This window comes from Roseibium aggregatum IAM 12614, assembly GCF_000168975.1.
Taxonomy (GTDB): Bacteria; Pseudomonadota; Alphaproteobacteria; order Rhizobiales; family Stappiaceae; genus Roseibium; species Roseibium aggregatum.
Genome location: NZ_AAUW01000022.1, coordinates 67,013 through 90,016, shown reverse-complemented (window position 1 = coordinate 90,016; position 23,004 = coordinate 67,013). Strand labels below are relative to the sequence as shown.

The window sequence follows — 23,004 nt, the reverse complement described above, 5'->3', positions numbered from 1 at the left end:
GGTTTTTATGCAGCGCAACAAGCTTAACCGTAATACAAGTTCGAAAAACCTGTATTAATAGGTCACGTTTTAAGTCTGCGAAAAGACGAAAATCAGCAAACCTGATGGTCAGGCTTGTTCTTTATTCTGTCTGAAATTTGGTGAAAAGAGATACAGGCTTGCCAACAAGGATTGGAAAGCAAGAAATACTTTATTTTATCTCCGGCTCAGCTCAAGGACTTGAGACCGGATATCATGGCCGGGGAGTCCCAGACCCTTTCACCGATTGCTCCGTAGATCACGCGGCCCTTGGGATCCAACAAATAGGTCACCGGCAGGCCTCGTATGAACCACTTGCTCACAAGTTTGGTGTCCTGATCTAGCAGAATAGGCAACGCATCGTGATCAATCTTCTCGAGGAAATCACGGACCCTGTCCTCCCGGTCACCGACATTGACGGCGAGAACAGCAAACCGATCCAGGCCCAGTTGGCGGTTCAGGCGCGCCAATGTCGGCATTTCCTTCCGGCAAGGTGGACACCAGGTCGCCCAGAACGAGATCACCACAATCTTTCCGCGGTAGTCCTCGATCTTGTGAATGTTGCCAGAAAGGTCCGGAATGTCGAGTTCGGGTGCGTCGATCACCATGGGCGGCTCGGCCAGGCCCAGATACGTGAAGTCATGTTCAGCGCCAAAGGCGGGCGTCGCGGCGACCGCACCGGCAGCAAGTCCTCCCAGAATGTCCCGACGGCTGAAGCTCACCATCTCGGTACCCTGATCTTGAATTGATGACAGTCCGCGCGCACGAACAGGTGCTCGTAGTCTATCGGCCTGCCGGATGCATCATAGGTGAGACGTTCGGTGCGGATCACAACGTCACCTTGGTTCACATTCAGGAGACGGCCGATGTCGGGTTCCACCGGGACCACCGTCATGGTGATGTCGGCGAAGCCGATTTCAATGCCGAGCTTGTTTTCGATGAGCGCGAAAATATCGGTGTGCGGCAGATCGAGCTCCAAAAGCCGCTGGCCGATGGACAACGGAAAATAGCTGACGTCGATGCTCATCGCCTCCTGGGCCGCGATGCGAATGCGGCGGATCTTCACCAGGTCTTCACCGCGTTTCACGCTGAGCGCCGCCGCTGCGGCGGCCGGAGCCGCGACGATGTCGGCGGACAAGACTTCGGAGCGGGTTTCCACGCCGAGGGGCGCCATCAGTTCGCCGAAACCTTGCAGGCGGCCGAGATCCTGGACCGCCTGCAGGGTGCAGACGAAATAGCCCTTGCCCTGATGCCCGACGATCAGGCTGGCGTCCCGCAATACATTGAGGGCCAGCCGGATGGTAACCCGGCTGACCCCGAAACTTTTCATCAAGGCACTTTCACTGGGAAGGTAGCTGCCGGGAGGGAAATCCCCTGCCAGGATCGCTTCCATCAGCGTGTTGCTGATTTCCTGATACTTGTGAGGACGGGGAGAGGTGGTGGAAGACGGAAGGCTTTCACACATGCGGCTGCCAACATGCGCCTTGGTCCGAGCCGTCACCTGTTCCACCTGTTTGCTCACACTCAGCCTCTCCCCTTTCTGAAATGCTGCACAGCAGCATTGTTACTCAATTTGCGTCAAAGCCCAACGAACATTTTTGCGGACGTCAGGATCCGGATCGTTCACCAGGTTTTCGAGGTAAGAAAGGGCGGACCGGTCGGCGATCTCGCCGAGCGCGGCGGCCGCTTCCTTGCGCAGGTTTGAAACCGGTTCTCCGAGCTGCGCTCCAATCCGTGCAACAGCTGCGACGACCCTCTGCTTGCCGAGGCTTCGGACCGCCTTGACCCGTACTTGCCAGTAAGGATCATCGAGGAGCGCGATCAGCGGATCGATACTGGTGCCGATAGCGAACTTGCCGAGGACTTCGGCGGCGATTTCCCGCACCGCCCAGTCCTCATCGTTCAAGGCAGTCAGCAAGGCGTCCTTTGCATGCGAGGATTTGGAAAAGGCAAGCGCGCCGACCGATGTGCGCCGCACGTCCGGATCCTCATCCCGGCAACAGGCGATCAGCGCCGGCAGCGCTTCCTCCGCCTTCAGGTATCCCACGACGCCGACAGCCTGGATGCGCACGGCGGCGACCGGATCCTTCATGGCCTCGATACCGTTGGCGAGCGCATCGGGCCGGCGAAGCTGCTTCAGGCCGAGCAGCGCACCTTCGCGGACCTTCGGGTTCTCGTGGGACGTAAGCGCCAGCAGCGGATCTGCCGCATCCGGGTCCTTGAGTTCCGACAGGCTGTCGGTCGCAGCCTGGGCGACTTTGCTTTCGCTGTCCTGCAGCGCCCGGCACAGCGCGGTCGCAGCCTCAAGACCATCGAACTCACCAAGCGCGATGGCGGCCTGCAGCCGGACTTCGGCGCTTTCGTCGGCGATCGCGCTTGCAATCATCGGTATCGCTTCCGGATCTGCCGTGTCGGCAAGATCCATCACTGCTACCCGGCGGACCGCCGGGTCCGGATCGGATAGCTTGTCGGCCAGGACTTCGAAATCGCTTTCGTCTTCAAAGGGTTCGAATACCATCGGGCCCTCCTCAGCGCAGAAGATACGGAATGTTGACGGTCACCGCGTTGGTCGGACAGTCCGCCTCGCAGGGCATGCAATACCAGCACTCGTCGTATTTCATGTAGGCTTTGCCGGTCAGGTCGCTGATGCGCAGAACGTCCAGCGGACAGACGTCGACACAGACCGTGCAGCCCTTGTCGGCAATGCATTTGTCTTCGTCGACCACAACAGGAACGGTCGTCGGTGTATTTGCGATGGGCATCTTTGTCTCCGTATGTCCGGGTCAGGCCTGCGCGGTGATGCGCTGCTTGTAGTAGGCGTCCTTTTCGTCCTCGCCGATCGGGATGATGTAGGGCGCGACGTCCTTCTTCTCGCAGGTCATGACACCGTTCTCCTGAGAGAGCAGCACATGGCACTTCCAGTCCACGTCATTCGACCCAGGATAGTCGGAGCGCCAGTGATAGAGGCCCCAGCGGCTTTCGGTGCGGTATAGCGAGGCGAAGGCCGCCATGTCGGCGCAATCCAGGATGCTGGCGACCTCCATGGAGCGCATCAGTTCATGCGCGTCCCGAGCCATCATCTGGGTTTCCATGTCGTGGCGCACTTCGGCGAGGCGTGCCTGGCACAGCTCGTATTTAGCCGTCACTTTTGGCGGTTGCAGGTAGTCGTTCACCAGACGGCGTATCTTGTATTCGATCTGGTTCGGCGGAATGCCGTCGTCGCGCCTTGTCGGTGCCAGAACACGCTCCTGTTCGAGGGAGGTCGCAGCGTCGTCGAAATCGTCGAAATCGACGTCGTCTGCGAACTCGATAGCGTGTTCGCCCGCGATCGCACCGTTTGTGAACGCGCCCAGCATGTAGTTGTGCGGGACGCTCGCCATGTCTCCGGCGGCATAGAGGCCTGGCACGGTGGTGCGGGCGAACTCGTCGACATAAACCCCGGAGGCCGAGTGCCCTGAGCAGAAGCCGATTTCCGAAATGTGCATCTCGATCATCTGCTCGGAGTATTTCGTACCGCGCTGCTCGTGGAAGCGGCCGCGGCTCGGCCGCTCAACCGTGTGCAGGATGTGCTCGATGTGATCGGCGGTATCCTTGTGCAGGTGGTTGAGCTTGAGGAACACCGGTCCCTTGCCAGACTGCAGTTCGTTGTAGAACTCCTGCATCATCTGGCCGGACCAGTAGTCGCATTCGATAAATCTCTCGTTCTTCGAGTTGGCCGTGTAGCCCCCGAAGGGACCCGCCACATAGGCGCACGCGGGACCGTTGTAATCCTTGATCAACGGATTGATCTGGAAACACTCCAGATTGGCGAGCTTGGCGCCGGCGTGATAGGCCATGGAATAGCCTTCGCCGGAATTCGTCGGATTCTCGTAGGTGCCATACAGATAACCTGATGTCGGCAGGCCGAGTCGGCCGGCCGCGCCCATGCACATGATCACGGCCTTGGCCTTGATCACCAGGAACTCGCCTGTGCGGGTGTTGACGGCGATGGCGCCTGCAGCGCGGCCGCTCTTTCCCGTCAGGAGGCGCGTGGCCATGTAGCGGTTGGAAATCAGTACGCGTGCCCGGCGCAACTGGCGGTATAGCGCCTTCTTGACGGTGTCGCCATTGGGCATCGGCAAGACGTAGGTTCCCATGTGGTGAACCTTCTTGACGTCGTATTCGCCGTTCTCATCCTTCTGGAACCGGATGCCGAACTGGTCGAGCTCCTCGATGATGCCGTAGCAGTTCTGGGCATATTTGTAGACGGCCGCCTGGTCGACGATGCCATCATTGGCGATGGTGATTTCCTTGGTGTACTGCTCGGGCGTCGAATGCCCGGGAATGACGGCATTGTTAAGCCCGTCCATGCCCATGGAAATGGCGCCGGACCGTTTCACGTTGGCCTTTTCCAGCAAGATGACCTTGGCATTCGGGTTCTTCTTCCGCGCCCTGTAGGCCGCCATCGGTCCGGCCGTGCCGCCGCCGATCACCAGCAGGTCGCAATCCACTTCATTCAATCCTGCACGAAGGTCATCCATGCCTGTCTCCACTCTCTCCAGCAATTTCATTCACACTAGGGCCGGCTGCTCCGGCCGGTCGGTCAACTAATTGCCCTTCAGAAAATCATTTGGTGTCAGAGGGCTGTTTTTCCGGGCGGACAGCGCCGATTGGGCGAGGTCTTGCAGATAGGCCCAGGGATAGATCGCGCGGTCATACCCGTCGGAAAAGACGATGTTGATCGCGTATGCCCCGATTGGGCGGAGCGCGCTGATCGTCACGTCCGCGGCAGCCGGTACGGCAAGGCCCGAGAGTTTCAGTTTCTTGCTGCGCGCCGACTGGCTGTTGTCCCGCAAAAACGGCGCGGTGAAGAAAGCACCTGTCCGTCCGGCCAGTCAGCTCAGTCTGCGCTTTTCGGTCACCGGATTTCCTCCGGCCTTCACAGTTTCTCAGCCGGTCGGGCGAGGGAAGGGGGGCAGTTGGTTCCGATGGGGTCGGGATCACGGGTTTCAGCTCCTTGCCTTTGGTGGAAGCAGCTGACCACACGCCTGGAAACGCCAATAGCAACTAATTGACCGACAATTCGGAAAAGGACCGCAATAACGGCGAAAGTTCATCACAACGGAGGGGCCAATGACCTTTGTCGTCACTGAAAACTGCATCCGGTGCAAATACACCGACTGTGTCGAAGTCTGTCCGGTCGATTGCTTCTATGAGGGCGAGAACATGCTCGTCATCAATCCGGATGAATGCATCGATTGCGGCGTCTGCGAACCGGAATGCCCCGCCGAGGCCATCCTGGCCGACACCGATCCCGAAGCGCAGAAATGGATCGATCTCAATGCCAAATACGCCGCGCTCTGGCCGGTCATCACAGAAAAGATCGATGCCATGCCAGATGCCGAAGACTGGAATGGCGTTGAAGGCAAGCTTGAGCAACTGAGCGAAAAGGCCGCCTGAAGGCGCCCAAAGGCGGGTGCGCCCGCCCGCCAAAACGGCACCGAGCCGCGAACCCGACCCAACCGAGAGAGCTTTCCATGAATGTCATGACCCGTCCCGAGGAGCTGGAGGCCTGTGCACCTGCAGGCACCTTCGTCGAAACCGTCACCAAGGTCACCCATTACACCGACCGGCTGTTCCATTTTCACATGACCCGTCCCGCCGGGTTCCGGTTCCGCTCGGGCGAGTTCGTCGTGATCGGGCTGATGATCGAGGGCAAACCCGTTTTCCGGGCCTATTCGATCGCCAGTCCGTCCTGGGCGGAGGACATGGAGTTCTTTTCCATCAAGGTGCCGGATGGGCCGTTGACGGCGCATCTGCAGAAAATCCAGCCGGGCGATGCGATCCTGATGCGCAAGAAGCCAACGGGAACGCTCGTCAACGACGCACTGGTGGCCGGGCGCCGGCTCTACATGTTCTCCACCGGCACGGGCATTGCGCCTTTCGCCAGCGTGATCCGGGATCCGGAAACCTACGAGAAATTCGATGAGCTGATCCTGACGCATTCCTGCCGGGAAGTGGCGGAGCTCAAATATGGCCAGGACCTGGTCGACGCGGTCAAGCAGGATGAGATGCTGAAGGAGTTCTTCGATAGCTCGAAACTGAAGCTCTACAACTCCGTCACTCGCGAGCCCTATCCCTTCAAGGGGCGCATTACCGACCTGATCGACACCGGCAAGCTATTTAAAGATCTCGGCGTCCCACCGCTCGACCCGGCGAACGACCGGGCCATGATCTGTGGCTCCGCGGCCATGCTCAAGGATACGAAAGCGCTGCTGGAAAGAGCCGGTCTGACGGAGGGGGCAAATAATCGTCCCGCGGAATTCGTCATCGAACGGGCCTTCGCCGGATGAACCGGGAAGCGCTTTTCCGCGTCCTGCCCGGTTTTTTCCTCTGCCTTGCCCTCGGCGGTCTTGCCTACGGGGTGAGCGTTGCAGGGAACAGGCTTACGGGGCAGCGGTATTTCGAGCTTTTCACCTGCGCGATCGTTCTCGGCATCGGCGTGAGGTCGTCTTTCGATCTGCCGGCGTTCTGGTCGGGCGGCATCCGGTTTGCTGCGGTCACCATCCTTGAGATTGCGGTTTTCCTGCTGGGTTTCTCACTCGATTTCAGTGTCTTTTCAGGCAACAGCCTCGTCTTTGTCGGCTGCATTCTTGGCTTCGTCACCGTCATGGTGATCTTGAGTTTCACGATCTGCAGGGCGATAGGTCTTCCGGAGCACCTCGCGGTGCTGGTGGCCTGCGGCAACTCGATCTGCGGCAACGCCGCGATTGCCGCAGTCGCTCCGGCTGTGCGGGCCTGTAACGAGGACGTTGTGGCGGCGATTACCTTCAGTTCGATCCTCGGCGTTCTGGTCGTCGTTTTTCTCCCGCTTCTCGAGCCGGCGTTCGGCCTTAACGCCGTTCAGTTCGGCACCTTTGCCGGGCTTACAGTCTACGCGGTCCCGCAAGTTGTTGCCGCGACCGCCCCGGTCAGCATGGCAAGCGCCCATATGGGCACGGCGGTAAAGCTCGTGCGCGTGCTGATGCTCATGCCTGCGGTCTGCTTGCCCCGCTGCTTTTAAGGAACCATGAGACTGCGGCCCGCATCGCGGGCAAGCCGCGCCTGGCGTTTGCAAAGGTATTCCCCTGGTTCATTCCCGCATTCCTGACGGCCGCCCTGGCGAACAATCTGGGATTGGTTCCCTTAAGCGTCAGCTCGCTGACTTCAGATCTTTCGCGGACCTTGTTTGTTGTTGCCATGTGTGGTCTCGGCCTCAGCGTTGACCTGCGTCGGATGCTGACGGTCGGACCAAGACTTGTACTCGGCATTACCTCGTGTCTCGCCGTTCTGTCCGTCTTCAGTTTCCTTTTGGCCCGGTCGCTTGCCTAGCGTTGTTGAGACCAGATGCACCGCCAATTCAGCCATACAGCGTCTCGTGAGCAGGCCCCAAAACCGGACATTTGCAGCGTGGCAAACGAGCGATTGAGATTGACTTCAGCAGGCAATCATCGGGGGGCTTTCACGGCGCATCTGCCATTCGGCGATAAGTCGTGTCCTATCTGTCGTTGATTGACATAGACTTTCTGAACGAGGCGGTTTCAGAGATGGCGTGGGTTGCCGGTCCGATCGGTCGATCGCATCTTCACCGGTGTGGTTAGCCACCTGCAGCCGCTGCATTCGGTGAGCCAGAAACCGGGGTGATTTTCATCGATCTCGGCCTGAACGCGCGGTCAAAAGTTTCATCTTCATTTATGGGTCACATCCTAACCCACATCAGCATGCGCCGCCACCACAGCAGCTATGTTGTGAATTAGCTACAAGCATGGATGTTTCCGCTAATCCGGCATCATGTGGAGGCCAGGAAGACATTTCTTATCATTGCAGACAATTACTGACGGGGACTGAACTCAACCCAGCGTTCCAGTTACCCTGAGGAAGTCCCATGGGTCGTTCATCAAATACGCCCATACCCGTCAAAGAAGCTAATACAGCGAATCTCAAGGGCGCGAATGTTTATGGATTCGATGACAGCATAGGAGAATGAAATGGCAAAGGGTAAAAGCCGCCGCGGCAAAGAAGACAGAAAGCCGAAACAGAAAAAGACCAAACCTGTCCCGGCTCCTTCTTTCAGTAAGGGATTGACCATCGAGACGGTACCGAAGGCAAAAAAAGCCTGAGCCGGATTTGTGACAGGGCAATCGCCTTGTCGGCTACGCGGATGGACTGCAGTGTTCAACTTGCAACCGGTCACCCGATCATGCCTGCAGCCCAGCCACTACCGAGCGCGACCATAGTTCGCAGATGGCGCGTCTTGGGGCTATCCGCGGGTCTTCGGTCTGGTCTGGGCCTACGTGGCTCACACCAACAGCTGCCTGGATGCACCTGGCAAGCGATCGAGGGGATCCTCGGCACAGCCAGCGAAGGCGACAGTCTTCGCGTCGAAACCAACATCCCGGCGGATTGGCCAGGCTTCTCAATGCCTATGAGAGTAGCGGGTGCCTTGTGTGAATTTCGCGTGGTCCACACTCTGGCAGGGCTGCCGGTGCTTCTACCGCTTGACGGCACCTCTCACGATCTGGTGCCTGGTCTCAGCCCTCTGCGTTGCGCGCCCCTCTTGCGCCAAATATCAGAGAGACTCTCATGACAATGCTGAGCACATATCACGTAACGGCATACCGTTATCTGGTGCCGGTCTTGCTAGGACCTCATCGGATGATGCTGAGGCCGCGTGAAGCGCGCGACCTGCGGCTCATTTCACATGACTTGACGGTGACGCCAGAGGCTGAAATCACCTGGGCTCATGACGTCGCGGGCAACGCCGTCGCGACTGCCCGATTCAGCGAACCGACCGAACAATTGCTTGTCGAAAGCCGGGCAACAGTTGAGCTCACCGCGTCGGCCTGGCCGGTATTCACCATTGCTGCCGAGGCCATCAATTACCCGTTTTTCTATTCTGATGACGACATGATCGATCTAGGAGCGCTTTCAACACCTCAATACCCCGACCTTGACGGCCAACTATCCAGATGGGCCGAGGGTTTTGTTCTTGGACGTCCAACCGATACATTGTCCCTGTTGAGGGACATCGCGATCGGCGTCTCGACCTGCATTGCCTATCTTAGTCGCGAAATGGAGGGAACACAGACGCCGATGGACACTCTATCGCGCGGATCAGGGTCATGTCGCGACATTGCGGTCCTGTTTGCGGAGGCTGTGCGAAGCCTTGGTTTCGGAGCCCGTATCGTCTCCGGCTACCTGTTCGATCCTGAAAAGCGTCTCGTGGGTCAAGAAGGTACGGGCACCACCCATGCTTGGGCGGAAGTCTTTGTACCAGGTGCGGGCTGGGTCGCTTTCGATCCCACGAACCAAAGTGTCGGATCGAAAAATCTGATCCCCGTTGCCGTCGCCCGGGGGATTCATCAGGTCGTCCCGGTTGCAGGCAGCTTTGCGGGGCCTGGGAACGCTCTGGCAGAAATGTCAGTCGAGGTGCATCACACAGTGCTTGATGAATAAAGCTGAAATGCTGCCCGTGCACCAATCGGACGCCGCGGCATCTGGAAACACCGAATGGAGCACCGCAGATTTCGCAACCTGGGCTGACTCAATCCAAACCACGCCAGATCCACTCCAGTTCTAGCCGTTCCGGCTGAAGCTTGGGCGTAACACGTCCGACTGGCTGAACACGGAGCCGACACTCGCCAAGGTCAATCTTGCAGTCCCCCCTTTTGGCTGGATGAATACTCGATCGAGCTTCCGATTTGAGCCGACAGCGCCTTTACCAGCCGTGTTCCCAAACCTCCGTCGGTCTTGCCGTTGCCGGCACTCCCAAGACCTGGCCCGTTGTCGCTGACCATAATCAGGATCGATCCCTTTGAGGCGAACTTAACTGGACAGCAGGGCCAGGTGATTAGCGATCCGGTGGTCGGCCTCGAGGGAACCGATGGAGCGGGCTTTTGCCAAAGGCTTTTATCCCTTCAACCACTGATCTGGGTCAGTGCCGTATTGCCTGCTTTCCGTTAAGGTGAATGACACCGAAGAAACAGGCCTGACCTACTTCGGTTCAATCGGAGCAAAGTCCCCGGCGATTTCTGCCGAAACGGACGGTGCCCGCAAGGATCCTCAAATGGCATACGTACCGAACAGACTGAGACAAGACCCGCAATACGACCTTTTTCTACAAGCCACTGTCGGCGACGATGTTCGCGGAACCAGTGTCACCGTGCTTTCGATGCTCGCCCGGCTTGGCGTCGATCCCTGGGTTGAGGCGGCGACGCTGACTCATTTGAAGGAGGTAGTTGCGCGGCAAAGACTGGAGGCGCTCCTGGGCCGCTTCACCGATGTACCGTTGTTCGGTCCGGCACTAGACATGGCCGTCTCGCGGCTGATCGCTTGTCTTCCGCGCGTCGGCAAGGACGTTCCCACGCCCCGACCGACCGCAATATCCATCTATTGGCTGGTCGGCATCGGCCTGCTGCTGGCCTATGCCGGCTTGCAAGCCCATGGAAATTAGAAGGGGACTGGCTGCCTCTTCACCCAGCCTCCACGGTCTTCTGAACATCGGCATTCATTGAGGGACATGATGATCAACCGGAACCTTCTTCTGATCCTTGTCGGAGTGCTCGTCGTCGTGGCGGTTGGCGCAAGCTACCTTTACTACAACGAACGCCAGCGCGGGATCGATATCGAGATCGGCCAGAACGGCATTTCCATCGAAGGCAAATGAGCAAAATGACGCCGCCGGAGCGTTGCGAAGACCATTGAGCCGTCCAGTCGCCGAGGTTCAGATCAACAGGACTTATCGCGAGAAGCGATAGTCCATCTTTCAGGAGAAACCATCATGTCACTCGGCTTGATCCTCATTATTCTGCTTGTCATTATTCTGCTGGGCGGATTCAGCGGCCGTGTCGGCGGCTATGGTTTTGGCTTCGGCCACGCCGGGGTCGGTGTGCTTGGTGCTGTGCTGATCGTCGTCATCGTGCTGGTACTGCTTGGCCGTATCTGAAACGGCTTACCGTCAGGGGGATGTCACTTTCAGTGCCCCTTAACTCTCACCGGAGCTGTTCCTGAGGGCTTGCCTATTTAGACGGCCGGCCGCGACCTCCATGTTCGCAGTCAGAAACTGTGGTTCCTCGTCGCCCCAGAACCCTCGGCGACAATCAGACTCAAGAAGTCCCTGACGATCTCGTCAGCGGAAGAGCGTCTCGGGCAGGGTGTGGACCCTGCCGGCAGAAAACCAGACCCAATAGTGCCTGATTGAGTTCAGTCAGCCGGCCCAAAAGGTTTTGTTGGCGTTGTATATTTTCACACTTCCCCGGCTTTCCCGCTTCGGCGGAAGTCAGAGCGCGTCACCAGCCACAAGAGCGCAAGTAGACCTATAATCGCTGAGACTGCGGATCCCATAAGAATTCCGAGCTTTGCGGCCCCTAGTAGCTCCTGATCAAATGCCAGGTTCGCGATGAACAGCGACATTGTGAAGCCGATACCGGCGAGAAATGCGCCTGCAGTCAAAAACGGCCATGACAGATCAGGGTGTCTCACCGCAAAGCCCAAGCGAACAGCCGCCCAGCTGAAACCGAGAACGCCAAGAGGCTTGCCCAGCACCAAACCTGCGACAATCGCCAAAGAGATTTGCTGACCAAAGTAGGCCATGTCGATCGAGATCCCGGCATTCGCCAGGGCGAAGACCGGCATAACGGCAAATCCCACCCATGGATGCAGCACTATTTCGAGCCTCTCGACCGGAGAAAGGGTCTCTGAAACCGCCCGGCCGGCCTCACGAAGGTCATGCCGATCCGGAGTGTCTCCGCTCCAATGTTCTCCTCCTGGATAGGTAAGCACCTGCTCGAGAATTGCCCGCAGGCGTGTATCGCTCACCCAATTTTGTGTCGGTGTCATTAAGCCGAGAAGAACTCCGGCAATGGTTGCATGAAGGCCGGAGGCGTCGACGCACAACCAGATTGCGCCGCCCGCCAAAAAATATATGGGCATGCTTCTAATTCCGAGGCGGGCAATGCTGGCCACCAGACCAAATCCCAGTACCGCTGCCCCTAAAGCAGTCCAGTTAAACGCCTCACCGTAAAACACAGCCACAACAAGAATAGCGCCGACATCGTCAAATATAGCCAATGACAACAAAAAGAGCCGGAGAGAAGGTGGTATGCGCCGCCCGAAGAGTGCGAGGCACCCGATAGCGAATGCCGTATCGGTGGCCATGACGGTTCCCCATCCGCGTATCCCCGGATTCCCGGCGATCAACACCAAATAGATCGAGACCGGCACGATCATCCCCCCGAGCGCAGCAGCAAATGGTAACGCAGCCCGCCTTGGGATCCTCAATTCTCCGAGAACAATTTCTCGTTTGAGCTCGAGAGAAATCACAAAGAAGAAGAACGTCATCAGTCCATCGTTGATCCAGTGCCGCAACGAACGGGTGAAATCCAGCGATCCGAAATGGAGACCGATCGGTGTTTCCCAAATGGCCTCGAAAGACAGAGCCCAGGGCGAATTGGCCAGGGAAAGGGCGAGCAGCAAAGCAAGGAGCAACAGTCCGCTTGCCGCTGCCTCGATTTTCAGAAACCGTGCGAATATCTTCGTGAACCGGTCGGCAATCTCCTGAGGAAGGCTAGCGCCTTTTGAACCGGTCATGTCAATTCCTGTCCTCGCCGGAGAATTGATGCCTCTTCGCACATCCATGTGTTGAGGCTGGCTTGGCCGCCCGCAGGCCCGGATCAGGTCAGGACCTGCGAACCGAGTTCCCGCCAGCGATAATCCGATTGATCAGTCCGGCGACACCGCGGTGCATTTCCAAGTCTGCTTCAGGAAAAACGGCATTCTCATGTGACGCTGCAGCGTCGCGAAGCACACCTATGATTTCATGTTCGGGGAGAATAGCGTGATCATTCATGGCAAGCAGGAGAGCCTCACAAATTGAGAGGGCCGCTATTCCTGAATAGTCTTTTGGGTTGGGCATCGCCGGCGTTCCTTCCCGTGGGGACGAGGTCCCCATCGATTGCGAACCTGTTGATTATCATCAGCCTCGCAGAGATCGTGTTATGCTGCACTGATCGAAAGCAGTCCTTGCGCCGTGGATATGAGTTATTTTTCCTCGGCACTGGAGGCCTTTTTTTGAACACCGTCGACATCAGCCCACTTACACGCAAACTCTCTACATTCGTTGCTCTGTCCGCGAATGAACTTGCCGTTCTCGAGCGCTTGTATCAGTGCCGCAGAACATTCGTCGCAGGACAAGACCTCGTGGAACAGGGGCAGTCGAAACAGGCGGCCTATATTTTGGCGTCAGGCTGGGTGTGTTCCTACAAGATTCAGCCTGACGGGACGCGCCAGATCGTCGACTTTCAGATCCCTGGCGATTTTCTAGGGTTGCGCAGTGTTCTGCTTCGCACTTCGGACCACAGTTTCGAGCCGATCACGCAAATTCAGGCCGCGGAGGTGCAGGCGGAGGAACTTCTCGAAGCGTTCGCGACGAGTCCTCGCTTGGCAACAGCCGTCCTTTGGGCAGCGTCGCGTGACGAAGCGATGGTCGTTGAGCATCTGGTGGGCATTGGACGACGCACATCGCTCGCGCGCATGGCGCATTTCATGTTGGAGCTTGGGGCCCGGCTCATGCTGGTCGGACTGGGAAGCAGGACTGGTTACGCTTGCCCTCTGACCCAATATCATCTGGCCGATGCGCTGGGACTGAGTGCTGTGCACGTTAATCGTGTCCTCAGGCAGCTGAGGGAAAGGGGCCTGGTTACGTTCCGGGACGGCTGGGTTACATTCGACGACCATGAACGCCTGAGTGAGCTTGCGGGGTTTGATCCGGCCTATCTTGATCAGACTGGTCCGCTGTTGAGATAGATCTCTAAACTGGCGATGAAACCGTCAGATCCGGCGGAATCCATCAAGACCGGCATGTTGATCAGCAACGCCTCAAGGATGCCACTTCCGGATTGTCCAAAGCCGCATTCGAGCGGAAGATCCCGACAAGCTAACCTCAATCAGCACGAGATCCATTGGTCTTGAGTAGAGTCGCTTCGATCCTCGAGTCTTGCTCCCAAGATGGTGAAATATTTTCGGAGCAAAGAACCCGAAGCGCCGGGAGAAGCAAACTGTTGAGCCAAGGCGTTCTAACAGGAAGGAAAAAAACAATGAGAGCCATTTTCACCCTCGCGGCGGCAGCGGTAGCAGCCGCCACGATCGGGCTCCCGGCATTTGCCGAGGTAAATGGAACCAGGCTGGGTGTGTTGGAATGTGAAGTTGAAGGTGGAATGGGACTTATTGTTGGTTCAAGCAAGAAACTCCAGTGCACCTTTACCGGTCAAGATGACAGCTCCGAGACCTATTCCGGTTCGATCAGCAAGATCGGCCTGGATGTAGGCATAACCGGAAAATCCTACATCAAATGGGTCGTATTCACGCCTGCCGGAAGTGAGATCGGCAAATTCTCTCTTGCCGGGTCCTATGCAGGTGTTTCGACCGGAGTATCCCTCGGAATCGGCCTCGGTGCCAACGCTCTCGTGGGAGGGCAACAAAAGAATATCGGATTGCAACCCTTCAGCGTCGAAGGCCAATCCGGCTTGAATATTGCTCTTGGTATTTCAACGCTCAACCTTGAGGCCGCGCAATAAGCTTCAGTGTTGCGGTCATGTGGACCACGGTATGCGGCAGCTGCACAATCGAACAATCTCGACCCGGTGTTGAGCCTGCCCCGGCAGAAATAGCATCGTGGAGCTTGGTTTCGATTGTGCCTTTGCGAAAAACGGGCAGCAACGAAAACACACTCCTGCGATGAAGGCTTCGATCAAGAGCTCGCTACTATGAAACAAGAACGGCCCTCAAAAGTCTGTCTGGCGAGCTCCGGATTGGCCAGAAAAGACCCGCTCCGGATCAGTTTGGGCTGCCGTCTCGATTTCGAATTTTCAAACCACACACCGATGCTCGCAATGCTCAACGTGCACAATGTTCATTTTGGTGAAATCGAGCGCCTTGACTATTTGACCACTTCCCCTTGCGTACCTCTGGAGAGTTTCCGGGATACTTTCGGGAACTGGTGCATCAGGCTGACAGCGCCAGCCGGCGCCTTTACAATGATTACAAACGGTACTTTCTTCGACCATGGCAGGAAAGATCCGGTTTTCCCTACTGCCTATCAGCATGCCGTCCAAGACTTGCCGTCTGGCACCCTCATGTATCTGGTGGGGAGCCGCTACTGCGACACCGACCTTCTGTCGGAGGAGGCTTGGCGATTGTTTGAAGGAAGCGCTGCCGGCTGGAACAGGGTTCAAGCGATTTGCGACTACGTGCATCAGCATGTGACCTTTGGTTATGAGCATGCAAGAGCGACACGAACGGCCTCCGAAACGTTGGCTGAAGGGCGGGGCGTTTGCCGCGACTTTACTCATCTGGCGATCGCCTTCTGCCGATGCATGAACATACCGGCTCGCTATTGCACGGGATACCTGAGTGATATTGGTGAGCCGGAACCACATCTCCCGGGTGATTTCGCAGCCTGGATGGAAGTTTTCCTGGCAAACCGATGGTGGATCTTTGATCCGCGCAACAACCAGCGCCGCATCGCACGATTTCTGATTGGCCGCGGGCGGGATGCAGCCGATGTTCCGCTAACACAGACATTTGGCGAAAATACTTTAAGAAATTTCGAAGTTTGGACCGCGATTTCGGATCGAGACTAACTTCGATCAGCACACAACCGGCTGGATCGATCTAAAGTCTTTGAAACAATCTCGCCTCCGTATGAATTCATCGACCAAGATGATTCAGGGAGCTTGATTGAAGCTTAAACAACGAAAAACGGCAGACATTCCCATGAACACCCGATCTACCAGATCGACGGTGAAGTTCTTGCAACCCTTCTCTTTGAGGGAGCATTCGGGTGTCTTGCCTGCCGGAGACTACGAAATCGTTGTCGAAGAAGAACTTCTTCAGGATATGAATTTTCTCGGATACCGAAAGTCGGCGACGTATCTGATCGTTGACGGCAAGGGGAGGACCGAGATGCGGGAAATCTCCGGAAACGATCTCGAAGCCGCGCTCAGGCGAGACCGGGCCGCCGGCGATGACAGACAAAACTGCAAGGTGGCAATCACTCCGCAGGAGGACCTGAAATGAACACTCCCATTTGGCTGAAGCCTGTCATCCTGGGCGTTGTGATCGGCGCAGTGACCGCTACCACCGTTGGCTTTTCCTGGGGCGGCTGGGTAACAGGCGGAAAAGCGGACAAGATGGCGAACAAGCTGTCGCACAACAACGTTATCGCGGCGCTGGTACTGGTCTGCGTTGAAAAGTCCCGGACTGACACCCTGCGGGCGAACAAGCTGGCCACAATTCGCGAGACCTCAGCCTATCAGCGCAGAGGTGCTCTTATGGAGACCGGTTGGGCGACACTTCCCGGCTCGGAAACCGCTGACCGGGATCTTGCAGAAGCTTGTCTGGCTGAACTCAAACTCGACAAATCCTGAAGCTGTTTCTCCGCAAGCCCGGAGCGACCTTGATGCCTAAACGGATCTTTCCGGCCGTTGCAGGCGGCGATATCGAAGCCGCAGATATACATAAGCCCGGGCCTTTGACACTGCAGGCGTTCTTCTGTCGGAGACAGACGAAACACCAAACAGATCAGATCGCAATTCAGGCTGCCGAAAACGAAGGTATGTCGGTGTTGGAGAAGCGGAAAAGCTTCACGTAGTACAGGCCGGAAGCACGCGCGCCATGCCGGGTCATGAAACACCGCCGTGAGGCAGAGGCCCGGACCAGACCCTAGGGTGTGGGCTTATTTTTCGAAAAACCAACCAGACCGTTCCGCTTGCAAAAGCGTCTCATGAAAGGCAACAACATGATTTCCCAAAGCACTGGTCCGGACAATTCCGGACCCTGGGGACAGGGGCCGAACGATCGCTCAGCGGATATCGACGCCTTTCTTAGGCAGGGCCGCCGGCACCTCAGTGGCATTCTTCCGGGCGGTTCTCCTCCGGGCCGCGGCCTTCTGATCGCCGTCGCTCTTGGATTGGCCGCTTACGGTCTCTGGTCTTCCTATTACACCGTGCCCAGTGACTCCGTTGCGGTCATTCAACGTTTCGGCAAGTTCGTCGCCGAGGTTCCGCCGGGGCTGCATTTCAAGTTCCCGCTCGGGATCGACACAGCAACGATTGTCCCGGTTAAGCGTCAATTGAAGCAGGAATTCGGCTTTGCAACGCCCGGCGGGAACGACCCCTATCAAAGTCCCACCGACGGGCGGCGCGAGACCGAGATGGTCACCGGCGACCTGAATGCGGCGCTGGTCGAATGGGTCGTTCAGTACCGTATCTCAAACCCGGTCAAGTTTCTGTTCGAGGTGCGTGAGCCCGCCGCCACCCTCCGCTATGTCTCGGAATCCGTGATGCGTGAGGTCGTTGGTGACCGCACCGTCGACGAAGTCATAACAATCGGCCGGCAGGAGATCGAAAGCGAGGCGCTTTTGAAGATGCAGGCTCTGGCCACGAAATATGCCATGGGCATCAGCATCGACCAGGTGCAACTCAAGAACATCAACCCGCCCGAACCCGTCCAGGAATCCTTCAACGAAGTCAACCAGGCACAGCAGGAAAAGGAACGACTCATCAACGAGGCGCGCCGGGAGTACAACAAAATCATTCCACTTGCTGAAGGCGAAAAGGATCAGCGTATCCGTGAAGCAGACGGCTACCGGCTGAAACGGATCAATGAGGCCGAAGGTGACGCGGCACGCTTCACTGCGCTGCTGGCGGAATATCTCAAAGCACCCGATGTGACACAGCGGCGGATCTATATCGAGACCCTTCAGGATGTCTTGCCCGGCATCCAGTCGAAGATCATCGTCGATGGATCCACCAGCAGTATCTTGCCACTTCTCAATCTCGATCGCCAAAAGGAAACCAGCCAATGAAGATCATATGGGGACTTCTGGCCGGAATCGCGGCCATCGCACTGGTCACGGCTTCTACCGCCGTTTACACGGTCAGTGAAATCGAACAGGCGATCATCACCCAGTTCGGTAAACCCGTTGGCGAGCCCATTACCACGGCAGGGCTCAAGCTGAAACTTCCCTTCGTTCAGGAAGTCAACCGCATCGACAGTCGGGTTCTGGAATGGGATGGCAATCCTTCCGACATGCCGACGAAGGACAAGCTTTACATCTCGGTCGATCTGTTCGCCCGCTGGAAGATCACTGACCCCTTGCAGTATTTTCTTCGGCTACGCGACGAACGCAGCGCCCAGTCCCGGCTCGACGATATTCTCGGTAGCGAGACGCGCAACGCGGTGGCAAAGCACGAACTGATCGAGATTATCCGAACCACGAAAGGACGTACGCCCTTGCGGGACACGCTCCTGACCGATGAGGAACTTGCGCAGGATATCGGGTCACTTGTTCCCATCCAGAAGGGCCGCGCCCTCGTGGAGCAGGAAATCTTCCAGGCCGCCGCACAAAAAGTCGAGGTCTTCGGGATTGCACTGCTCGACATCCGCTTCAAGCGTATCAACTACAATGAAAGTGTCCGGCCGAAGATCTACGACCGGATGGTTTCGGAGCGCCGCCAGATAGCCGAACGCTTTCTCTCGGAGGGCAACGGCGAGGCTGCACGTATTCGCGGCAACAGGGTGCGCGATCTGAACAAGATCCAATCCGAAGCCTATCGTGCCGTCGAGGAAATTCGCGGCGTGGCAGATGCGTCCGCTGCGGACATCTACGCGCAGGCGTATAACACGACGCCCCGGGCTGCGGAATTCTACGAGTTTACCCGGACAATGCAGGCTTACAAGGACATGATTTCCTCGGGAACAACCCTCGTCCTGTCGACAGACAGTGACCTTTTCAAGTTCCTGAAGGGGATGCAGGCTCAGGTTGGGAAACAGGATCGCCGCCAGCCGGATAGCGGCGGCGATTTGGTCAGTGACCTGACGGATAGCGGACAATGACCAAGTCGTTTTCGACCGATCTGGCGGGACTACCCAACTGGAAACAGCGCGAACCTGCACCCATTTCGGTCCCTTCTCCAGATCCGTTCAATTTCATGAACCGCGCGCTCGAAAATTGGGACGACGAGGGAGGAGCACCCGCGCAGGATTCCATGCACAGTGAGTATGGCAAGCGTGTCGAACCAGACGGCTCCTGGACGATTTACCACGTCTTCTCCGGCATTCCGGCGACAATTGGCGGCAACCTGATGGACGACATGAACGCGAAAGACGCGCTGGATCAAATGACAAATACAAATACCGGCAATTCCACACGGCGGGCGGCACGCCCAAAGAACTTGAAGGCACGGTTCTTGGCTGCCTGGTGGGCCCGACTGACCAAATACTTCTGATTTGGCCTCTTGTTACTGCCAGTGTGATCAAGCTTCTCGTTCACCGTTCCGTCATGGTGATGGCCGCTTTCTAAGGAGATCCTTTACGACTTTGCTCCGAGATGAAGACTAAGTGATCCCTCAGATTCTTCTGCAATAGCGAGCAAAGAGTGAAGGACCTTCGTTTCGCTCGAGGCGTCAGATCCCCGTTCCCTGATGGCGAAAGGCAATTCAACCTTGCCTGCCGCAGTGTTCACGCGAACTTAAATAAAGAAGCTGGTCACCGGGCCGCACTGCAACTTTGGTCAACTTGATTTCTGACATTTGTCAGCCTCCTATGTCGTCATTCACGTGCCATTGAAACTTGCGAGAGTCTGGGCTTTCTGCGTTGCGACGTGCGAACCCATATCCAAGGTCAAACGTTTTCGTGATTAGAAGCGCGTTGTGTCTGGTTCTTTCGGAAATCGCGACGGGTGCGAGCTTGAACAGGGTGACCAAGCATTCGAGGAAATGCTTGAGATAGTCGCATGAATCACATCGATCGAAACTGATTGTGTTTGGTCTCCAACCAGTCTCAGATCTTCAATGCGAGTGAACAACCTTTTTGGAAGGCACACCTAGGCGAATGGCAAGTTTCGTCAGTCGACAACCAACATCTGCCAGTCCGCTGACGGCCCCCGGGACCTGATGGGCGGGTCTTGGCATAACCGGCTAGTCAGTAATGCGCTTCCAAGTCAGACGGCCACGCATCCATAGATCTTTCCGAAAGCAGACATTCCTGACGCAAATTCGTACAAAAGGAAGACCCGCAAAGCACCGCCAGCGATGATGCCTCTTTGCGAAAATTCGACCAAACGCTCTCCAGCTACCTTAACGCTCGCCAAAAACTTGAGAACTGAAGTCAGAAGCGGCTGCGACTGCCTCGAAGACTGTTCGCTTGCGGCGGTGACACGAGTGGCTGCAGATCTTGTCTCTACTGTTGCTTCACAAACTCCGGCGATGTTGTGTGACGTTCCGCCGGTACCGGTAAAGGTAAGCGCGTTTCGCACTCAGCTAGACTTTCTACGTGATTTTCGTGACATACCTTGCCATGACTTGTTGGCGCAGATTGGAGCTCAGCGTGGTCCTGATTTTTTCGTCGACCTTTTCGACCAGGGCTTGAGCATCAGGAAAAGTCTTACGCAATCCGAAATGGATCCCTTCCGGGCGCAGGCCACAAATATGGCTCCCGGAAGCACTCGAAAGAGTGTCCTGATACCCGAGTTCTCTCATTTTGAACTGTATGGTCAGAGGGTCAGCTAATGCGAAATCCGCATGTCTGGCTCGCAGCATTGAAATGACAGACTCTGTTTCCGCTACCAGTGTCCGGTTGGGATGGCTGCGCCAGATCTCGTCTGCCCGGCTGTCGCCGATCAGGTCGACGGTCGTAAATTCGTAGAGGTCTTCGATCGAACGCGCCATGGGGATTGCGCCGGCATTCGGGTTGTCCTTACTGAAAAAAAGGCGCCGTGAGGCATAAACAGCAATCGGGGTTGGTGCAAAATACGCATATGAATGACGTTCGTCCGTAACCTGACAGCAAAATACATCCGCAGCACCCGCCGCCACCATGCTTTGCGCACGCGCCCATGGATAACCGCGGTGGAGGAAGGACCCGATGCAAGGGCCGTCCAAAATATTCAACAAATCGATGAGGACACCCCGCATCGCCATGACGTTCTTGTCGAGATACGCATAAGGCGGCGCGTCTATCTGAAGAGCGCTGTTCAGCACCGCCGGCTGGCCTGCTTTTGCCATTGCTGGAACCACCTTCATGGTCGGCAGGCCGGCAATGCATGCTGAGAGAAAGAAGCGTCTCGTGATCATCTCGGTAAAACCTCGGCAGAGACGAAAGATCCGCTGGAGCAGCCTTGGCTTTGTTATTGCTTTCCGGTGTGGGGACCGGTGCCTGGCATTGCTCCAGCAGGATTGCGAAGTCGATGGGTCCGCCGTTCTTTTTATTTTTCTGCGTTGTCGCGAGGACTGCTGCTGAAGTGGAGGCCTAAGCCCCTCTTTTCTACACAAAGAGTGTAACAAAAAATCTTCCGTTCCGGAACCCGATTTTTAATCGGGGAGCAAACTTTCAAATAAAGGCTTGTTTTTGAATGGATAACACCCAACAATCATGCTAGTTCACTTAGCAAGATCTCCGGTTATTACGCCGGGAATGTGATAATTGCCCTAGAAGTCGGACCAATGGATTATTCGCCAGATTCTCTGATTTCGAGCCGCTTCCTTCGCAAGGGAGAAAATTCGGTCGTGTCGCAGAATGAACGGAACATCCTGCGGCTGCTCCGGCTCTATCCGGGCATGCAGCGCTCGGCCCTCAACGATCATCTCGACCTGACACAACAGTCGATCTACCGGATTGTCGATACCCTCGTGGACAGGGGCATGGTAAAACTAGGCGCTCCGATACCCGGGCAGGGACGCGGGCAGCCGAGCCCCACCCTGCATCTCAACGGCAATTATGCCTATTCCTGCGGAATATCGGTCCACGCAGATACCATCTACATCTACTTCATGAGCTTTGCCGGAGAGCTGATTGCGCAGGACTCCATCGGTCTTGCCGGAAAGACGATGGCGACAGCCCTTTCAAAGGTGAGGGAAGTCATTGTCAAATTGCGCAGCCAACACGCGCTGACCGAGGAAGCCAATATCGGCATCGGTGTTGGCTTCATGGGCTACAATGTTGGTGGAACCCGCTTCAGCGGCCCCCTGCCGTTACATGAATGGTCGCTGATCGAATTAGGTCCCCTAATGTCGGATGCGCTCGGCAAACCTGTCTGGGTTCATATCTCGGGACAAACGGCTGCAGCTGGCGAGGCTATGTTCGGCGTCGGCCGGTACATCCAGAATTTTGCCTATCTCTTTATCGGCTATGGCTTTGGCGGCGGCTTGATAAGCAACGGCGAATTGCTGCTGGGCGGCAACGGAAATGCAGGCGAGTTTGCCTGTATCCTCGATCCCACTGAAATCGATAAACGTCCTGCGCTGCAGTACCTCATGAAGCGACTTGAGATGAACGGAATCAAGGTTCCGACAGTTGACTATTTACAACGGAATTTCAGAGCCGATTGGCCAGGCGTCAAGGAATGGCTGGATGACATCACACCGGTGTACAATCGGTTGATCAATGCCATCTGGGCAGTGTTTGGCCCACAGGCTATTGTCTTCGGTGGTCAAGTTCCCCCGGCACTTGCAAGAATGTTGATTGAAAGAACCGTGTCATTCGAAATACCCCGTTATGGCGTTCCTCATCCGCCGGCCAAACTCATTGTGAGCGAAGTCAAAGGCGATGCTGCGGCAATCGGGGCCGCGGCTGTTCCGTTCAAGCGAATGGTTTTCTAGGGTTAGCCAGGAAATAGCTACCACGATCAATGGGAGGACTTCTCGCCGGTGAACAGGCGAGAATGACATTAAGATCCTTTGGTTTTCTGCCCCTCCATTGCGGCACGCCAGCTTTGTATGCCGTCAACCAATGACAACTTCACAAAATCACAAACCGGTCTCTGAAGCCGGGCAATACTTCAGCTGTGCCTGCAGAAAGGATGGCTACAAGACCAAATGGTGTGTGTCCCGTAACGTATACCAAACGGCCTCCGGCAAACCTGGCGCAGTCCAGGGGTCTGAGTTCTGTTGAGCGATTGATGGTGCTGTGATC

The 23,004-nt window shown here is 56.6% G+C and carries 26 protein-coding genes; 18 read left to right on the top strand and 8 right to left on the bottom strand.

Annotated features, from left to right (window positions below; genetic code table 11):
• Positions 1–206 precede the first annotated feature (206 nt).
• From SIAM614_RS25125 to SIAM614_RS25100, 6 genes are all read right to left on the bottom strand, one after another.
• Entirely contained in the window at positions 207–743 is a 537-nt protein-coding gene (locus tag SIAM614_RS25125; RefSeq protein ID WP_006938902.1) for a TlpA family protein disulfide reductase, read from the bottom strand.
• Entirely contained in the window at positions 737–1,540 is an 804-nt protein-coding gene (locus SIAM614_RS25120; RefSeq protein WP_006938900.1) for a GntR family transcriptional regulator, read from the bottom strand. The genes SIAM614_RS25125 and SIAM614_RS25120 overlap by 7 nt, the downstream gene beginning before the upstream one ends.
• A gap of 42 nt (positions 1,541–1,582) precedes the next feature.
• Positions 1,583–2,536: a HEAT repeat domain-containing protein gene (locus SIAM614_RS25115; protein WP_006938899.1), complete on the bottom strand. Its 954-nt coding sequence runs from the start codon at positions 2,534–2,536 to the stop codon at positions 1,583–1,585.
• A 10-nt stretch (positions 2,537–2,546) separates the two neighbouring features.
• Entirely contained in the window at positions 2,547–2,780 is a 234-nt protein-coding gene (locus SIAM614_RS25110; RefSeq protein ID WP_006938896.1) for a 4Fe-4S dicluster domain-containing protein, read from the bottom strand.
• A 21-nt stretch (positions 2,781–2,801) separates the two neighbouring features.
• Complete coding sequence (locus SIAM614_RS25105; protein WP_040441078.1) at positions 2,802–4,538, bottom strand: fumarate reductase/succinate dehydrogenase flavoprotein subunit; 1,737 nt, start codon at positions 4,536–4,538, stop codon at positions 2,802–2,804.
• A 66-nt stretch (positions 4,539–4,604) separates the two neighbouring features.
• Positions 4,605–4,892, bottom strand: a complete 288-nt coding sequence (locus SIAM614_RS25100; RefSeq protein WP_081455350.1) for a gamma-butyrobetaine hydroxylase-like domain-containing protein — start codon at positions 4,890–4,892, stop codon at positions 4,605–4,607.
• A 238-nt stretch (positions 4,893–5,130) separates the two neighbouring features.
• On the opposite strand from SIAM614_RS25100, the gene fdxA reads away from it, so the two are divergent.
• The 9 genes from fdxA to SIAM614_RS31480 all read left to right on the top strand — a co-directional run bounded on the left by fdxA (position 5,131) and on the right by SIAM614_RS31480 (position 10,981).
• Positions 5,131–5,457: a ferredoxin FdxA gene (gene fdxA / locus SIAM614_RS25095; protein ID WP_006938890.1), complete on the top strand. Its 327-nt coding sequence runs from the start codon at positions 5,131–5,133 to the stop codon at positions 5,455–5,457.
• Between the two features lie 77 nt (positions 5,458–5,534).
• Complete coding sequence (locus tag SIAM614_RS25090) at positions 5,535–6,350, top strand: ferredoxin--NADP reductase (protein WP_040441076.1); 816 nt, start codon at positions 5,535–5,537, stop codon at positions 6,348–6,350.
• Entirely contained in the window at positions 6,347–7,060 is a 714-nt protein-coding gene (locus SIAM614_RS25085) for a putative sulfate exporter family transporter (protein ID WP_006938884.1), read from the top strand. The genes SIAM614_RS25090 and SIAM614_RS25085 overlap by 4 nt, the downstream gene beginning before the upstream one ends.
• Complete coding sequence (locus SIAM614_RS33590; RefSeq protein ID WP_081455349.1) at positions 7,039–7,368, top strand: putative sulfate exporter family transporter; 330 nt, start codon at positions 7,039–7,041, stop codon at positions 7,366–7,368. Before SIAM614_RS25085 ends, SIAM614_RS33590 begins: the two co-directional genes overlap by 22 nt.
• Positions 7,369–8,024: 656 nt before the next feature.
• Complete coding sequence (locus SIAM614_RS33385; RefSeq protein WP_006938881.1) at positions 8,025–8,156, top strand: hypothetical protein; 132 nt, start codon at positions 8,025–8,027, stop codon at positions 8,154–8,156.
• 463 nt (positions 8,157–8,619) lie between these two features.
• Positions 8,620–9,492: a transglutaminase family protein gene (locus tag SIAM614_RS25080; RefSeq protein WP_040441074.1), complete on the top strand. Its 873-nt coding sequence runs from the start codon at positions 8,620–8,622 to the stop codon at positions 9,490–9,492.
• A 610-nt stretch (positions 9,493–10,102) separates the two neighbouring features.
• Positions 10,103–10,489 carry a hypothetical protein gene (locus tag SIAM614_RS25075; RefSeq protein ID WP_157140080.1) on the top strand — a complete coding sequence of 129 codons (387 nt, stop codon included), beginning with the start codon at positions 10,103–10,105 and terminating at the stop codon, positions 10,487–10,489.
• A 69-nt stretch (positions 10,490–10,558) separates the two neighbouring features.
• Positions 10,559–10,702 carry a hypothetical protein gene (locus SIAM614_RS32220; protein ID WP_157140079.1) on the top strand — a complete coding sequence of 48 codons (144 nt, stop codon included), beginning with the start codon at positions 10,559–10,561 and terminating at the stop codon, positions 10,700–10,702.
• A gap of 114 nt (positions 10,703–10,816) precedes the next feature.
• A complete protein-coding gene (locus tag SIAM614_RS31480) occupies positions 10,817–10,981 on the top strand; it encodes a DUF3309 family protein (RefSeq protein ID WP_006938877.1) in 165 nt (54 codons plus the stop codon).
• Between the two features lie 299 nt (positions 10,982–11,280).
• On the opposite strand, the gene nhaA is transcribed toward SIAM614_RS31480, so the two are convergent.
• The gene (nhaA, locus tag SIAM614_RS25070; protein ID WP_006938876.1) at positions 11,281–12,624 is read right to left on the bottom strand and encodes a Na+/H+ antiporter NhaA; all 1,344 of its coding nucleotides are present in this window, start codon (positions 12,622–12,624) and stop codon (positions 11,281–11,283) included.
• Positions 12,625–13,104: 480 nt separating this feature from the next.
• On the opposite strand from nhaA, the gene SIAM614_RS25060 reads away from it, so the two are divergent.
• From SIAM614_RS25060 to SIAM614_RS31475, 8 genes are all read left to right on the top strand, one after another.
• Positions 13,105–13,839 carry a Crp/Fnr family transcriptional regulator gene (locus SIAM614_RS25060; protein ID WP_040441102.1) on the top strand — a complete coding sequence of 245 codons (735 nt, stop codon included), beginning with the start codon at positions 13,105–13,107 and terminating at the stop codon, positions 13,837–13,839.
• 290 nt (positions 13,840–14,129) lie between these two features.
• Positions 14,130–14,609 (top strand): DUF992 domain-containing protein, encoded by a 480-nt coding sequence (locus SIAM614_RS25055; protein ID WP_006938873.1) that lies wholly within the window; start codon positions 14,130–14,132, stop codon positions 14,607–14,609.
• A gap of 306 nt (positions 14,610–14,915) precedes the next feature.
• Positions 14,916–15,674: a transglutaminase-like domain-containing protein gene (locus SIAM614_RS25050; protein ID WP_006938872.1), complete on the top strand. Its 759-nt coding sequence runs from the start codon at positions 14,916–14,918 to the stop codon at positions 15,672–15,674.
• 133 nt (positions 15,675–15,807) lie between these two features.
• A complete protein-coding gene (locus tag SIAM614_RS25045) occupies positions 15,808–16,110 on the top strand; it encodes a hypothetical protein (protein WP_040441073.1) in 303 nt (100 codons plus the stop codon).
• On the top strand, positions 16,107–16,460 hold the full coding sequence (locus SIAM614_RS25040; RefSeq protein WP_006938870.1) for a hypothetical protein: 354 nt from the start codon (positions 16,107–16,109) through the stop codon (positions 16,458–16,460). Before SIAM614_RS25045 ends, SIAM614_RS25040 begins: the two co-directional genes overlap by 4 nt.
• Before the next feature lie 356 nt (positions 16,461–16,816).
• A complete protein-coding gene (hflK, locus tag SIAM614_RS25030; RefSeq protein ID WP_006938868.1) occupies positions 16,817–17,899 on the top strand; it encodes an FtsH protease activity modulator HflK in 1,083 nt (360 codons plus the stop codon).
• Positions 17,896–18,930 (top strand): protease modulator HflC, encoded by a 1,035-nt coding sequence (gene hflC, locus SIAM614_RS25025; RefSeq protein ID WP_006938867.1) that lies wholly within the window; start codon positions 17,896–17,898, stop codon positions 18,928–18,930. The genes hflK and hflC overlap by 4 nt, the downstream gene beginning before the upstream one ends.
• Entirely contained in the window at positions 18,927–19,322 is a 396-nt protein-coding gene (locus tag SIAM614_RS31475) for a hypothetical protein (protein ID WP_006938866.1), read from the top strand. Before hflC ends, SIAM614_RS31475 begins: the two co-directional genes overlap by 4 nt.
• Before the next feature lie 1,041 nt (positions 19,323–20,363).
• Here SIAM614_RS31475 and SIAM614_RS25015 read toward each other — a convergent pair.
• Positions 20,364–21,167, bottom strand: a complete 804-nt coding sequence (locus SIAM614_RS25015; RefSeq protein ID WP_006938864.1) for a substrate-binding periplasmic protein — start codon at positions 21,165–21,167, stop codon at positions 20,364–20,366.
• 369 nt (positions 21,168–21,536) lie between these two features.
• Between SIAM614_RS25015 and SIAM614_RS25010 the strand changes: the two genes are divergently transcribed.
• Entirely contained in the window at positions 21,537–22,691 is a 1,155-nt protein-coding gene (locus SIAM614_RS25010) for an ROK family transcriptional regulator (protein WP_006938863.1), read from the top strand.
• Positions 22,692–23,004 lie beyond the last annotated feature (313 nt).